Raw genomic sequence first — 15,984 nt, 5'->3', positions numbered from 1 at the left:
AAGAGTAGTTCTGAAGGAACTAAGGAAACGGAATTACTTGATTTTCAATAAACTTAAAAAAAATCACAGCTATGTTAAAACGACTAAAATCAGTCAGTATGTTGCTGTTCCTAATGGGTGCCTCTACCGGAGCAGCATACGCGGTCGCCAATCCCGGCGTTACCGATGTGAAAATCACACAACAAAGTGGTACATGTACAGGAATTGTCAAGGATGCTACGGGTGAAACTGTCATTGGTGCATCTGTAGTAGTGAAAGGTACGACTAATGGTACTATAACAGGTATTGATGGTGACTTTTCTTTGTCCAATGTGAAAAAGGGGGATATCATTCAGATTTCTTTTGTCGGTTATCAAACAGTAGAGATTCCTTGGGATGGACAACCCATGAATGTAACATTACAAGATGACACACAAACCTTGCAGGAAGTGGTGGTGACCGCTTTGGGTATGAAACGTGCTACTAAGGCTTTGGGGTATGCTGTAACCGAAATTAAGAGCGATGAGCTGAATTCTAATGTGGTAAATCCAGTTTCTGCTTTGCAAGGTAAAGTAGCCGGTGTTGAAATCTCGGCAGGTGATGGGGGACTTTTCGGGTCTTCCAAGATCTTGATTCGTGGTGCTTCTACATTGGGAAGTAACAACCAGCCGATTTATGTAGTGGATGGCGTCATTTTAGACAATGCAATTAAAAATGGTGATGCCGACTGGGCTGCTAATGATACCGACTGGGGTAATGAATTGAAGAACCTAAATCCGGATGATTTTGAATCGGTATCGGTTCTGAAAGGGGCTGCGGCAACAGCTCTTTATGGTTCCCGTGGTTTAAATGGTGCTGTTGTGATCACAACTAAAAGTGGTAAGGGAAAAAAAGGTTTTGGTGTTAGCTTTTCTCAAACATTCGGTATAGACCATGTATATGGAGGTCCTGATTTTCAGAACCATCGTGGTGATGGTTACATGTCAGGTTATGCAGATTATAAGTCGTCCGGTAATATGCAGGACACTAATTCGTTTTATCTGAATGGTAATGGCGACCGTTCTGTCGCATGGGGAGGTGGTGTTTCCTGGGGACCGAGATTTGATGGTAAGCCTATTGAATTTTATGATTATACTACAGTGAACTATTCTCCTTATGAGGATAATTTTGTTGATGCATATGATAATGGTTTCAATTCCAATACGAACGTTTCGGTTCAAGGTGCCAATGATACCTCTTCCTTCTATACCTCTTTATCTTATAAGTATGCTGATGGTAATACGCCGAACAATTCATTTGAACGTATTTCTTTCTTAGGTAAGGCTAGTCATAAGATATCAAAGGATGTGGAAATTGAAGCTGCTATTTCTTTTGCTAATTCTACTCCGAGACAGGGTGGAGAAACCAATTTTGGTGAAAAATTTATAGATGGTACTTTTAGCCGTATGTATGACACTCGTTATTGGAGAACCCGTTACAAAGGTGCACATGGCGGATTGGCGGATAATGCTTATAATGATGAATACGGAAATGCTCCAGGTAAAGAGGTCTGGTGGAGTGTGTATGAAAATGAATACATTCAAAAGGAAACTTCTGTACGTCCAAGCCTTAAATTGACTGCAGATTTGAACAGTTGGTTGAAATTTACAGCCGAAGGAAATTATAACTACTATTACAAACGCAATGAATCTAAAGAATTGGGTAGTGGCTATGCCAATGAGGGAGGATATTATAAGTTAGGTCAGTACACAAAGGAACAGACAAACTTGAATGCCAGTTTCTCATGGAATAAAGAGGTGAAGGATTTTAATATCAGTGGTTTCATTCGTGGAGAATATTATCATAATTTCCAACAGGAATTGCAACTCAACACCAATGGTGGTTTGGTTATCCCCGGTCAGTTCTTTATCGGCAACTCAAAGAATCCTGTAGGAACTTCCGGAAATATTTCGGGTGAAAAGACTATCTTGTCATTGGCCGGTCAGGTGGCGATGAGTTGGAAGGACCAAGTGTTCCTTGATGTGACCGGACGTAACGACTGGTCGTCTTCATTGGTGTATGCTGATAAGCATGGTAACTATTCTTATTTCTACCCTTCTGTATCAGCTTCTTGGTTGATCCATGAAACTTTCCGTGGAAAGATGCCGGAATGGATCTCGTTTGCTAAGATTCGCGGTTCTTGGGCTCAGGTTGGTAATGATACGGATGCGTATAAGATCAATACAGCTTATAGCTTGTATGGTATTGATAATTCTTATGGTTTGCAAGTACCGGACACTTATTACGCCGCTAATTTGAAGCCGGAACGTAAGAATGCTTGGGAAATAGGTCTTGACTGGCGTTTCTTGAGAAATCGTATTGGTGTGGACTTTACTTATTATAAAGAAAATACTAAAGACCAGATCATGACTATTAAGGTTCCATCAGAATCGGGGCTATCCAATCAGTTGATCAATGCTGGTAACATTCAGAACCAAGGTATTGAATTGGCAATCAATACGACTCCGATTGAAACGAAGGACTGGACTTGGGATTTGAATTTTACTTATACCAAGAATACTTCGAAAATAGTGGAACTGCATGAGAACGTAGCTAATTATATCACTTTGGTTGGTGACGCGGCTTATGGTAATTATCGTATCGCCTCTGTGGCCGAAGTGGGTGGCGAATATGGTTTGCTGAAATCTGATGCTACTCCAAATTACGACCCCAAAACCGGTCTGCCTATTTTGGAACTGGCTTCTTACAATAGCCGTCATTCTGTATATTATACGCGTTCAGGAAAAGTGGAAACTGTAGGTTCTATCCAACCGGACTTTCTGGGTTCTGTAAATTCTTCTTTGAGATATAAGAATTGGACATTGCGTGCGTCAATGGATATGCGTTTTGGTGGTATGGTGGCTATTTATGGTTCTCACTATGGTACAGCATACGGTTATCTGAAGAGTTCAATGAATGGTGTGGACGCTGAAAACGGAGGTATTACTTATACTTCCATTTGGGATGGCCTGACATACGATGACGGTATTATTCCGGAAGCTATCATGCCTGGTGGACAGACTATCAATACTCCGTCCGGTACATATACCATAGCTGAGGGGGGGGAACTTTATGCTGATTTGGTAAATCGTGGTATTGTTGACCCTCAACATGCTTCTTCGTGGAACTACTGGAACAACTCATGGGGACGTGCTGCTGTATGGAAAAATAATGATTGGTTCCATGAATTGAATTACATTGCATTGCGTGAAGTTTCTTTGAGTTACCGTATGCCAGGTAAAATTGCCGATAAAATAGGAGCATCGGGTATTAACCTGACACTGACCGGACGTAACTTGGGTTATTTGTTGAATTCTTTGCCGAACAATTTCAATCCTGAATCCCTGCGTGGTACTCAGGCCGGGCAGTTCATGATTCGTTCGGTAAGTCCATATACGGCAAGTTATACATTTACTATTAATGCAACATTCTAATAATTAGAAAAATAGATCAATATGAAATCATATAAATTACTTTTGGCAGCTCTTGCTTTCGGGTCTGCTTTGATGACTACTGGATGCCGTGATGATTTCTCGGAAATCAATCAGGATCCGTCTGCGGTAACAACAGGAAATGTTTCTTTCTTGTTTGCTGAAGCCGTTAATCGATTCGATCCTCAAGCCTATTTGGAGTATTTTTATAATGCCCCAATGAAATATTCTTGGTCTGGTATGGGAATTTCTACTGGTGGTGCCTCTGAAGGTATTTTGACTTTGAGCATTGACGGTGACCAAAGCAGACAATATCTGAATGTATTGCGTGTACTTCGTGCTATGGATAAAGAAATGGAGTCATTGGATGAAGACATGCGTGCTCAGAATCAGGGATATGTGGCTGCGGCTCATGTCTTGAGCATTTATCTGGGAATCTATGCGACAGACATGTATGGTTCCATTCCTTATGTTGAGGCTTGCCAAGCGGCATATGGTGGAACACTTACTCCAAATTTTGATAGTGTGGAAAGCCTTTATGACTTATGGCTGAATGAACTGAATACTGCAATTGCTTCTTTTACTTCGGGTGAGGTGGTTATGAAATCGGAAGAGGATGTTGTCTATGGTGGTAATACTGCTAAATGGGCCAAGTTTGCTAATTCCTTGAAATTGCGTATTGCTGTTCGCTTATTGGCACAGAATGAAAGTAAGGCCAAGCAAATTGCAGCTGATGTGGCAAGTGCTTCTTGTGGTTATATCGATGCTTTGGATGAAGATGTAAGATTTAATAAAGGTAAAGTACGTTTGACCGGTAATGAAGGGTATGTAAACGATTGTATTTATCATTGGAGTAATGGCTTTACCGGATGTGCCGGTCGTGAGACTGTTATTAACTTTATGGTAGAGAATCGGGATCCGCGTGTTCGTTTCTTTTATAAAAAGAATTCATGGAATTCCAAGATTGTACAGGGATATTATGATGCAGGTCTGGAAATACCGGAATTTATAGAGAAGAATGTTGTTTCGGAAGTAGGTGCTGACGGTAAAAAGAAGTTTGTAAAATGGGGTGGTCCGGGTGAACCGTGGGTGCGCTATTATGGCATGACCGAAGCATGGATGGCAAGTAATGATAATACAGGTAAGTATAAATGGTTCTTCCCTTCATCCTATACAAATGCTGACAAGGAATTGTACTTGCATAATAGTGAAGGAAATAATCCGACTAGTTATACCGTTTATTCCACTTTAAATCAGATGATGATTATTGGTCGTTATTACAATGCTGCCGATCAGGTTTCGGGAGCTACTTTGCCGGATGATACCTATACATTCACTACTACTGATCGTCCTTGGTATGGTATGCATATGAGTGCGGCGGAAGTTAATCTTTATCTGGCTGAGTTTGCTATGCTGAACAATCAGGAAGCACAGGCCAAGACGTATTATGACAAGGCTCTTGCTCTTTCTGTTCAATCGTATGACGCATTGGCAAAAGATAATCAAGTGGCTTATTATAGTAATGTGCAAGGTTGTTTTGGTTATGATCCCAATGAAGGAGCCATTGACTTGAAAGATGGAGAAATTGAGGCTATGATGAGTAGTGAAAAATATGCTTTCACCGGTACGGCAGCTGAGAAACTGGAGAAAATCTATCTGCAGGAAATGCTTCATTTTACATTGTATCCTAATGAAGTGTATATTACAGCTCGTCGCTCCGGATATCCGAGCTATCATTCAACTATCTTGCCGCGTATAGACTATGCAGAAGTGCCGGCAACCAGCATACCGCGTCGTTTCCCGACAGGAGCAGTTACTGATGATGATATTGCTGGTGATATAAAGAAGGCGGCTTATGCAGAACAAGGGTTGACTATTACATCTTCTGGTATGTATAATTCTGTGCTTGCTACAGAACGTTTGTGGGCTGACAGGAATGCTCCGGTATGGGGCGCAGGTCGGTAACATGGGCGGATCTTCACTGTTTTTTTGAATAAAGGGGAGACAGAGAGATTTCTCTCTGTCTCCCCCTTTATTTCTTATATTAATTAAGGTAAACTCCAATGAAAGCGTTTCTAACTTTTTTCATCTTATATTTTTTTTCTTTGTCTGTTTCTGCGCAGCAGTTTAAACGGATATTTCTCTTTAATGATTTTGTTCAGGCCCAGATTAAATTTCGTAATCATTCTGTTTCTGTCGTTTCACTTAACTATGATGCTTCAAACAAAACAATGCTTTTTCGACAGGGAGAGGAAATGATGGAGATGACAAATCCTGCTCAAGTTGATACGGTCATAATAGGAAAACGTAAATTTGTTCCGGTGGGCAGAGGATTTTATGAAGTCGTATGTAGGAAAGAGGGAGTTGTTTACATTGACTGGTTGTTGAAAGATGTGAATATAGGTTCCAAAGGAGCACTGGGAACAGTGACACAAGGAAGTGTTAAGAACTTGCAGATGAGTGATCTGGGATTGAATGGAACTGAGATGTATACCCCTTATGAACGTCAGAAGATAGGAAGTACGGAAGTATATCGCCGGAAAAATGATAATACGTATTATATAAAGGTAGAAGGGAAATTGGAAAAAGTGAAATCTTTGAAACATTTGGAAAAGATATTTATTGGGCATAAAGACGAGATCAGAAAATTTGCCAAAGACCATAAAATAGATATGAAAGACATTCTGGATGTATTTTCCATTTTAGATTATTGTATGGAATTGGAACAATGAAATTGTGATAGGAGAATGTATCTTTTCTGTAAATCACCGGTTTGTAAGTTGGTGAATTATTTGAATAAAGCTAAAATGAATATTGTTTAGTTAATCTTTTGTTTTAATTTTAAAGCGGATTTAGTATCCATTATTACATGTTTGTATTGTTGAAACCTGCCGGGGTAGCAAAATGATTTATTTTATAAAATATTGTATTTGAACAAATTATTTATGAAAAACCTGAAGAAACTACTAGGATGTGTGGCTTTGGTCACTTTCTCAATGAGCTTGAGTGCTCAGGAACAGGTGCAGGGATTTGTGCACCAACAATCCAAGGCTACGGATTATGTGTGGCCTACTGATCAACAAGTATTGGATAAACTGGCTAAATGGCAAGATCAAAAATTTGGAGTGTTGTTTCACTGGGGCTTGTACTCTGTGCCGGGCATTGTAGAGTCATGGTCCATTTGTTCGGAAGATGTGGATTGGATAAGCCGTAAGGGAAATTTGCCTTATGATGAATATAAAAAATGGTATTGGGGCTTGAAAGATTCATTGAATCCTGTGAATTTTAATCCGGAACAGTGGGCGGAAGTGATGCAGGATGCAGGTATTAAATACATGATTTTCACAACTAAGCATCACGATGGTTTTTGCACTTTCGATTCTAAATACACTGATTTTTCTATAGCTAATGGTCCGTTCAAAAATAACCCGCGTAAGGATGTGGCGTTTCATGGGTGAGATGGTTGCCGCAAGAAGGGTTTTATGATGGGATGTTATTTTTCCAAGCCAGACTGGCATTGTGAATGGTTCTGGAATCCTTATTTTGCTACTGCCAACCGTCGTATTAACTACAAAAAAGAGAACCATCCGGATTGGTGGAAGAATTATCAGACCTTCACACAAAACCAACTGGATGAGTTGATGACTCGTTATGGCAGTTTTGATATTTTGTGGTTGGACGGAGGTTGGGTAACTGGTGATGATATCAATCTGGATGGCATTTTAGAGAAGGCTCGCAAACAACATCCCGGTTTGATTTCGGTAGACCGTAGCATTCGTGGCAAGAATGAGAACTATCAGACCCCAGAACGCGGCATTCCTGAAACACAGCTGGACTATCCGTGGGAAAGTTGCATCACGCTGAGCAATGACTGGGGATGGGTTCCCAATGCACCGTTTAAGTCACCTCAAAAGGTGATTAATATCTTAAGCGAGATTACGGCTAAAGGTGGATGCTTATTGTTGGGAGTAGGACCTACAGCGGATGGAGTTATTGAGGAAGAAGTGACAAAACGTCTGCATGAAGTAGGAAAGTGGCTGCGTTTCAATGGAAAAGCTATTTATAATACCCGTATAACTCCGGTGTATCGGGATGGTAATGTATGGTTTACTGCTGATAAGGATGGAAAGACCTTATATGCTATTTATGCGTTGCCCGAAGGCGAGAAGTTGCCGGAGGTCATTGAATGGAAGGGCAATTTGCCCAAAGGGAACATGAAGTTGTTGAAGGGGAATAAGCGTGTGAAATATGTTTTGAAAGGCGATAAAGTGGAGGTTACCTTGCCTAAGGGAATAGAGAATGAACCGATAGCGTTATCGTTTGTTTTAAAGAAATAATGATTATGGTAAGAAGGAAGAAGTTATTGTCGGGAGTGCTTCTCCTGTCCGGTATGTTATGCACCGGACGGGTTATGGCACAGCAATGGCTCTATAAACAGGCAGCTGTTCCTATAGAATATAGAGTGAAGGACTTGTTGGGGCGGATGACCATTGAAGAGAAGGTGGGGCAGTTATGTTGTCCGTTGGGTTGGGAAATGTACACCAAAACGGGAAAGAATGAAGTGACGGTATCCGAATTGTATAAAAAGAAGATGGCAGAGGCACCTGTAGGCTCATTTTGGGCTGTACTTCGCGCGGATCCGTGGACACAAAAGACATTGGAAACCGGACTAAGTCCTGAGTTGTCGGCAAAAGCATTGAATGCACTTCAAAAATATGCTGTGGAAGAAACGAGGCTGGGTATTCCGGTTTTGTTTGCCGAGGAGTGCCCACATGGACACATGGCTATCGGAACTACCGTATTTCCCACAGCTTTGTCGGCTGCCAGTACCTGGAACGAGGGGCTGATGTTGAAAATGGGGGAAGCTATTGCCCTGGAAGCCCGTTTGCAAGGGGCGAACATTGGTTATGGTCCGGTGCTGGATGTTGCTCGCGAGCCGCGTTGGTCACGCATGGAGGAAACCTTTGGGGAAGACCCAGTGCTGACTACCATCATGGGAGTGGCTATGATGAAGGGAATGCAAGGTAAAGTGCAGAATGACGGGAAGCATCTGTATGCCACATTGAAGCATTTTGCGGCATACGGTGTACCCGAATCCGGACATAACGGATCTCGTGCCAATTGTGGTATGCGCCAGTTGCTTTCTGAATACTTGCCTCCTTTCAGGAAAGCGGTGAAGGAGGGAGCAGGTACCCTTATGACTTCTTACAATGCGATAGACGGAGTGCCTTGCACTGCCAACAAGGAATTGCTGACTGATGTGTTGCGCAATCAATGGGGATTCAAAGGGTTTGTCTATTCGGACTTGATCAGTATAGAAGGTATTGTGGGTATGCGTGCCGCCAAGGACAACAAGGAGGCGGCAGTGAAAGCACTGAAAGCCGGTCTGGATATGGATTTGGGTGGAAATGCTTTTGGAAAAAATTTGAAGAAGGCATACGAAGAAGGCTTGATTACCATGGCCGATCTGGACAGGGCGGTCGGTAATGTACTTCGTTTGAAGTTTCAGATGGGCTTGTTCGAGAATCCGTATGTGTCGCCCGAATTGGCAAAGAAGCTGGTTCACTCTAAAGAACACAAGGAACTGGCACGGCAAGTAGCTCGTGAAGGGGTAGTGCTGTTGAAGAATGAGGGAGTGTTGCCATTGAGCAAGCATATCGGACATTTGGCGGTCATCGGCCCTAATGCGGATGAAATGTACAACCAGTTGGGCGATTATACCGCTCCCCAAGTTCGTGAAGAGGTGGCTACTGTGCTGGACGGCATACGTGCAGCTGTATCGGAAAGCACTCGGGTAACTTATGTAAAGGGATGTGCGGTGCGCGATACGACTGCTACTGATATTCCCGCTGCTGTGGCAGCCGCACAGAAAGCAGATGCGGTAGTGCTGGTAGTGGGCGGTTCCAGTGCCCGTGATTTTAAGACGAAATACATCAGTACCGGTGCTGCTACCGTTTCCGAAGATGCAAAGACATTGCCCGATATGGATTGCGGAGAAGGGTTCGACCGTAGTTCTTTACGTTTGCTGGGTGATCAGGAGAAGCTGATTAGTGCCGTGGCGTCTACGGGAAAGCCTTTGGTGGTTGTGTATATTCAGGGGCGTACCATGAATATGAATCTGGCGGCGGAGAAAGCACAGGCTTTGCTGACTGCTTGGTATCCAGGTGAACAGGGAGGAATGGGAATTGCCGACATTTTGTTTGGCGATTACAGTCCGGCGGGACGTCTGCCGGTGTCTGTTCCGCGCAGTGAAGGACAATTGCCTGTTTTCTATTCACAAGGTACGCAGCGCGATTATGTGGAAAGCAAAGGTACACCGCTTTATGCTTTTGGGTATGGTTTGAGTTACACCCGGTTCACTTATAGTGGTTTGGAACTCCAAAAAGGCACGGAGATGGAAACTTTGCAGACAGTTGCTTGTACGGTGACCAATACGGGTAATCGTGATGGCGAGGAAGTGGTGCAACTTTATATTGGCGACAAGGTGGCTTCTGTTTCACAACCTCCTTTGTTGCTGAAGGCCTTTCAGCGTATTTTCTTGAAGAAAGGAGAGAGCCGGCAAGTGATTTTCCATTTGAAGAAAGATGATTTGGGCATCTATGATTCGGAGATGAATTATGTGGTGGAGCCGGGAGAGTTTAAAGTGATGGTAGGTGCGGCTTCCAATGATATCCGGCTGGAAGGAGAGTTTGTGTTATAGAGATAGAATCGGATGAACCCATCCGGATGCTTTGTGATGTATTTTCATGCGAATGACGCAGATAACAAGGATAAACTAAAGGTAAATCCGTGTCATCTGCGTCATCTATATGAAAAGGTATCTTATTTCATCTTATAAATCAGCGTTCCTCCTTTCAGGATATCTTCATGAGAAATATAATTCTTTGCATAAGGTTCTCCATTCAGGGTGATGCTGTCAATATACTTGTGTTCCTTTGATAATCCTTCGGCAATAATGGTGAAAGTCTTTCCGTCTGCCAGGTGCAATACGAATTCTGGCATCTGCGGAGCACCGAATACATAATTGCCGCTTACCGGATCCACCGGATAGAATCCCATAGCCGAGAACATATACCATGCTGACATCTGTCCGCAATCATCATTGCCGCACAGTCCATCGGGTTCGGGGCGATATTGAGTATTAAAGATTTCGCGGATCAGTTCCTGGGTACGTTCGGGACGGCCTGCCAGCGTATATAAATAGGTAATGTGATGGCTTGGTTCATTGCCATGTGCATATTGACCGATCAGACCGGTCACATCCGCTTGGGTGGTTTCCAGTTTCAGGGTGAATAATGAATCCAGTTTGGTCAGGAATGGTTGTTCCCCGCCAAATAACCCGATCAATCCCGGTACATCGTGTTGTACGTGCCAAGTGTACTGCCATGCGTTTCCTTCGGTATAGTCACCTCCCACGCTTTCCGAGTGTCCTACCTGACTGGGATTGAACGGAGATTTCCAAGTTCCGTCTGCTTTTCGCGGACGCATGAACTGGGTTTTCGTATCAAACAGATTCTTATAGAAGTCGGCACGTTTGGCAAAATAAGCTGCGTCTTCTTCTTTGCCCATTCGTTTGGCCATGTCGGCGGCGGCATAGTCGTCATAAACCGACTCCAATGTGGAAGATACGGATTCTGTCTGAATCAAGTCGGTGGGCAGATAGCCATATTTCATATAAGTTTCCCAGTCGGATTTCAACTTGTGAGATGTTGTCTGGGTCTTTTTAATAGCATTGAAAGCTCGTTCGGCGTCAAAACCGCGGAAACCTTTGCGATAGGCTTCGGCTACTACGGATACTCCATGGTTGCCCACCATGCAATAATTTTCTTTTCCCCAAAGTCCCCAGATAGGCAGGAAGCCCTGTACTTCAGCCTGTTCTACCAATGAATTGACGAATCCGTCTACTTTTTCAGGAACCATTAAGGTGTAAAACGGATGGGCGGCACGATAAGTGTCCCATAAAGAGAAAGTGGAATAAAAAGCTCCGTTACCGGCTTTAACGATGGAATCGGCTGCATTACGGTACCATCCGTCTACGTCCGAGATTTGGTTGGGCTGTATCAGGGCATGGTAGAAGCTGGTATAGAAGTTGGTCTTCTCGTCATCCGTACCGGTTACTTCAATGCGGCTCAGATAATTGTTCCATTCGTTGTGGGCTGCTTGCTTCACTCCTTCAAAATTCCAGTCGGCTATTTCCGCTTCCATATTCTTCTTGGCTCCATCCACGCCGGTGGTGGACATGGCTACTTTCATCAGCAGTTCCTCTCCCGGCTTCATGTCAAAAGTAGCGATGATGCGTTTCCCTTTTTCAGTTTCGGCCATGGGCAGATACAGGGTATCTATGACGGGACGATTGAACTTCATAACAAAAAAGTAATCTTGGTTCACCCATACGCTGTTGCGTACATGTCCGGTCAAGGTTTGTGCATCTTCCCAATTGGTTTCGCAACTTTGTACTTGCGAATGGTATTGGTTTTCGTTCCACGCAGGTCCGTGCTGAAGGTCAATCAATACAGATGCCGAGTCGGCGTTATGATAGGTATAACGGTGCAGGGCGGCATGGGGAGAGGCGGTCAGTTCGGCCTTCACGCCGGGGTCGGCCAGCTCTACGGTGTAGTATCCGGGAGTCGCTGCTTCCTTGTCTTTGGGGAAGTGGCTGCGATAAGCGTCCCAGGCACGGGCGCGTGTTCCGGTAACCGGCATCACCAGGATGTCTCCCAGGTCCATACACCCTGTTCCATTAAGGTGTGTCTGGGTAAATCCCCATATCAGGGAGTCGGTGTACACATATTCCGAACAATATCTCCAGCCGACAGCTCCGGTTACGGGGCTTGTCTGGATCATGCCGAAAGGACGGCAGGCACCGGGAAAGGTATGTCCGTTGTCTGCTGCTCCGATGAACGTGTTAACATACTGCGTGTAGTCAGTTTCGCCTGTCTTCTGCTGTGTTGTGGAACAGCCGAAGAGCGAGCCTGCCAATACAAATGCGCAAAGGATAGAATTGGTTTTCTTCATAGATTCGCAATTAATAAATATTTTGCGTAAAGATAAAGAGTTTTCTGGAAAAATGGGTCAAGAAATCAAAACAAGAAACGAATTAATAAGAAGTAAATGAATATCTTTGCATCTCTTAAATTAATAAACGACATGAAAAACCTTAGTTTGGGATCTCTCATGAGGATACTCTCTGCATTCATTTTCCTTTTATCGAACCTTCTTTAGATTAATCCGAAATGTTTCAACGCATTGGCTATTCCGTCTTCATCTACGGAGGTGGTCACATAGTCGGCCACAGCTTTGACATGAGGTTCGGCGTTTCCCATAGCTATCCCTGTGGCTACGTGTTTCAGCATGGGAATATCATTGCCGCCGTCACCGAAAGCCATGGTGTCTTTCAGGTCAATGTCAAAATATGCCAGCACTTTGTCTATTCCCGTACTTTTACTGTTGCCCCGTGCAATGATGTCGGCAAACAATGGATACCAGCGCATCGGTTCGCAATGGGTCAGCACTTTGCCGAATATATCTGTTTCTTTTTCCTCTTCGTCCGTAAAGTACCCCATTATTTGCAGGATGTCTTTTCCACGGGCTTCTTCTATGGAGGCGACAGGGGGAACAGGAATTTCAATCAGATCGGAAACAGCCTGTACTCTGTCATTCACTTCAGTGACGAACATTTCATTGCCGTATGCAAAAACGAAAGGTACCGGATATTTCTGTTGAAAAGTTATTAGCCGTTCAATGTCTTCTTGCGGGATGCAACCTTTATAAATGGGCTGGTGGCCGGCGGTAAAACAATAGCTTCCGTTTACGGTGATATACCCGTCAAACTCTAAGTCACCCAGGTTGTTTATTAAACATTGTGGGCGTCCGGTAGCAATAAATATTTTAATGCCTTTATCACGGAGTGCCTTTAATGCTTCTTGGGTCGAAGCAGGAATCTTATGTGTTTCAAAAGAAACCAGTGTACCGTCAATATCGAAAAAAATAGCTTTAACCATACGTTTGCCTATTGAATATTATCGTTATATATTTTCATTTTGCAAAGATGAGAATTAAAATACATGCACACAAATACGATAAAGGTTAATTTTTGGCTTATTTGACTTTACAGATTGATTTTAATATCTATATTTGTGTTTCTAAAATAACAAGAGAAATGGCAGTTCAGTTTACAAGAATAGCAGTAAAGATCGGTAGTAATGTGTTGGCGCGTAAAGACGGTACGCTGGATGTGACGCGTATGTCGGCATTGGTAGACCAGGTGGCGGAATTGCGCAAAGCCGGGGTGGAAGTCATTCTGATTTCATCCGGGGCGGTAGCTTCGGGACGCAGCGAGATCAAGCCTTCCAAGAAATTGGATAGCGTGGAGCAAAGGCAGCTTTTCTCGGCGGTGGGCCAGGCAAAACTGATCAACCGGTACTATGAGCTGTTTCGCGAACACGGTATTCCCGTCGGGCAGGTGCTGACTACGAAAGAAAGTTTCGGCACGCGCCGTCATTACCTGAACCAGCGCAACTGCATGATGGTGATGCTGGAGAACGGTGTCATACCTATCGTAAATGAGAATGATACCATTTCGGTCACCGAACTGATGTTTACAGACAATGACGAGCTTTCGGGAATGATCGCTTCCATGATGGATATGCAGGCATTAATCATACTGAGCAATATTGACGGCATATACAATGGCTCTCCTTCTACCCCCGGTACGCAGGTGATACGCGAGGTGGAGCAGGGAAAGGATCTTTCGGACTATATACAGACGGAGAAATCGGGATTCGGCCGGGGCGGTATGCTGACAAAGACTACCATTGCCCGTAAGGTGGCCGATGAGGGCATTACCGTCATTATAGCCAATGGCAAGAAAGACCATATCCTGGTCGATTTGCTGCAACATCCGGCAGAGACGGTTTGTACACGCTTTATTCCGGCAGAAGGCGGAGTATCCAGCGTGAAAAAGTGGATTGCCCATAGCGAAGGCTTTGCCAAAGGCGAGTTGCATTTGAACGAACAGGCCGTGAAAGTGTTGAAAGGACAGAAGGCGGTAAGCCTGCTTCCTGTGGGAGTGGTCCGCATAGAAGGGGAATTTGAAAAAGATGATATAGTGAAAATCATAGACCACCGGGGCAGGCAGATAGGAGTGGGACGCATCGGATTTGATTCGGCAGAAGCGCGTGCATTGCAGGGGAAACATGGACAGAAACCTATGGTACACTATGATTATTTGTATTTGGACTGATGCGGTGTGGTAATGATTTAGATAAAATGAAGTGACTATGGAACAGATAAAAGATATTTTTAAACAGGTGCGGCAGGCAAAAGGATCTCTTGCTTTCTGCAAGGAGGAGATCATCAATGACACCTTGTATGCATTGGCCGACAGGGTGGAGGCTGCTACGGACCGGATTCTGGAAGAGAACGCCAAGGATTTGGCGGCGATGGATCCGTCGAATCCCAAATATGACCGTCTCAAACTGACAGCGGAACGCATTCACGCCATAGCCCAAGGCATACGGCAGGTAGCCACGCTGCCTTCTCCGTCGGGGAGAATACTGAGTGAGGCCGTGCGTCCCAATGGCATGAAGCTGACCAAGGTAAGTGTGCCTTTCGGGGTGATAGGCATTATTTATGAAGCTCGTCCTAATGTGACTTTGGATGTGTTTGCACTTTGTTTCAAATCCGGCAACGCCTGTATATTAAAGGGGGGGAGCGATGCCGATTTCTCCAACCGTATCCTGGTGGAGATTATCCGGAATACCTTGCTGGATGTAGCCCACTTGTCTCCTTATCTGGTGGCATTGTTGCCGGCAGGACATGATTCGGCCGACGCGCTGCTCCATGCCCGCGGCTATGTGGATCTGATTATCCCCCGGGGCGGTAAGGGGCTGATAGACTATGTGCGGCAGAACGCCACGATTCCCGTTATCGAGACAGGAGCCGGTGTGTGTCACGTTTATTTTGACAAGGAGGGTGATGTGGCGAAAGGAGCCGCCATTATCCGCAACGCCAAGACACGCCGTGTCAGCGTGTGCAATGCCTTGGACTGTCTGATTATAGATGTGAACCGGCTGACCGACCTTTCCACTCTTTGTAGCGGCTTGCAGCAGGACAACGTGGAAATCTATGCCGATGACTTGTGTTACAATTATCTGAAGACTTCTTACCCTTCCCACTTGCTGAAACATGCTTCTACGGATACTTTCGGAACAGAGTTTCTGGACTACAAAATGGCAGTGACGGCGACTATGACCATACAGGCGGCTGTGGCCCACATTTCTATCTATGGTTCGGGACATAGTGAATGTATTGTGACGGAGAATGACCGGGCGGCCGATTATTTTATGAAGATGGTGGATGCGGCTTGTGTCTATGTGAATGTGCCTACTTCGTTCACCGATGGAGGTGAGTTCGGACTGGGAGCGGAAATAGGTATCAGCACGCAGAAGCTTCACGCCCGTGGTCCGATGGGACTGGAGGAACTGAACACATACAAGTGGATTATTCAGGGGGATGGACAAATAAGACAATAATA

8 protein-coding genes and 1 pseudogene are annotated in these 15,984 nt (G+C 44.4%); 7 read left to right on the top strand and 2 right to left on the bottom strand.

The features are described 5' to 3' along the window. Positions 1 to 71: 71 nt before the first annotated feature. From BVU_RS02850 to BVU_RS02830, 5 genes and pseudogenes are all read left to right on the top strand, one after another. Positions 72 to 3,452, top strand: coding sequence for a SusC/RagA family TonB-linked outer membrane protein (locus BVU_RS02850; RefSeq protein WP_011964803.1), 3,381 nt, complete (start codon positions 72 to 74; stop codon positions 3,450 to 3,452). 21 nt (positions 3,453 to 3,473) lie between these two features. Continuing rightward, complete coding sequence (locus tag BVU_RS02845; protein ID WP_011964802.1) at positions 3,474 to 5,414, top strand: SusD/RagB family nutrient-binding outer membrane lipoprotein; 1,941 nt, start codon at positions 3,474 to 3,476, stop codon at positions 5,412 to 5,414. Between the two features lie 290 nt (positions 5,415 to 5,704). Next, the gene (locus BVU_RS21020) at positions 5,705 to 6,181 is read left to right on the top strand and encodes a hypothetical protein (protein WP_237471095.1); all 477 of its coding nucleotides are present in this window, start codon (positions 5,705 to 5,707) and stop codon (positions 6,179 to 6,181) included. A 213-nt stretch (positions 6,182 to 6,394) separates the two neighbouring features. Beyond that, a pseudogene (locus BVU_RS02835) lies at positions 6,395 to 7,786 on the top strand (alpha-L-fucosidase). Positions 7,787 to 7,791: 5 nt separating this feature from the next. Further along, complete coding sequence (locus tag BVU_RS02830) at positions 7,792 to 10,149, top strand: glycoside hydrolase family 3 N-terminal domain-containing protein (protein WP_011964800.1); 2,358 nt, start codon at positions 7,792 to 7,794, stop codon at positions 10,147 to 10,149. A 122-nt stretch (positions 10,150 to 10,271) separates the two neighbouring features. On the opposite strand, the gene BVU_RS02825 is transcribed toward BVU_RS02830, so the two are convergent. Continuing rightward, positions 10,272 to 12,464, bottom strand: coding sequence for a GH92 family glycosyl hydrolase (locus tag BVU_RS02825; RefSeq protein ID WP_011964799.1), 2,193 nt, complete (start codon positions 12,462 to 12,464; stop codon positions 10,272 to 10,274). Between the two features lie 203 nt (positions 12,465 to 12,667). Next, positions 12,668 to 13,450: a Cof-type HAD-IIB family hydrolase gene (locus tag BVU_RS02820; RefSeq protein ID WP_011964798.1), complete on the bottom strand. Its 783-nt coding sequence runs from the start codon at positions 13,448 to 13,450 to the stop codon at positions 12,668 to 12,670. A 158-nt stretch (positions 13,451 to 13,608) separates the two neighbouring features. On the opposite strand from BVU_RS02820, the gene proB reads away from it, so the two are divergent. Both proB and BVU_RS02810 read left to right on the top strand, forming a co-directional pair. Continuing rightward, the gene (gene proB, locus BVU_RS02815; protein WP_005850817.1) at positions 13,609 to 14,691 is read left to right on the top strand and encodes a glutamate 5-kinase; all 1,083 of its coding nucleotides are present in this window, start codon (positions 13,609 to 13,611) and stop codon (positions 14,689 to 14,691) included. Between the two features lie 37 nt (positions 14,692 to 14,728). Continuing rightward, entirely contained in the window at positions 14,729 to 15,982 is a 1,254-nt protein-coding gene (locus tag BVU_RS02810) for a glutamate-5-semialdehyde dehydrogenase (protein WP_011964797.1), read from the top strand. Positions 15,983 to 15,984 lie beyond the last annotated feature (2 nt).

This window comes from Phocaeicola vulgatus ATCC 8482 (assembly GCF_000012825.1).
Lineage (GTDB): Bacteria > Bacteroidota > Bacteroidia > Bacteroidales > Bacteroidaceae > Phocaeicola > Phocaeicola vulgatus.
This window is presented reverse-complemented; position numbering and strand designations above follow the sequence as displayed.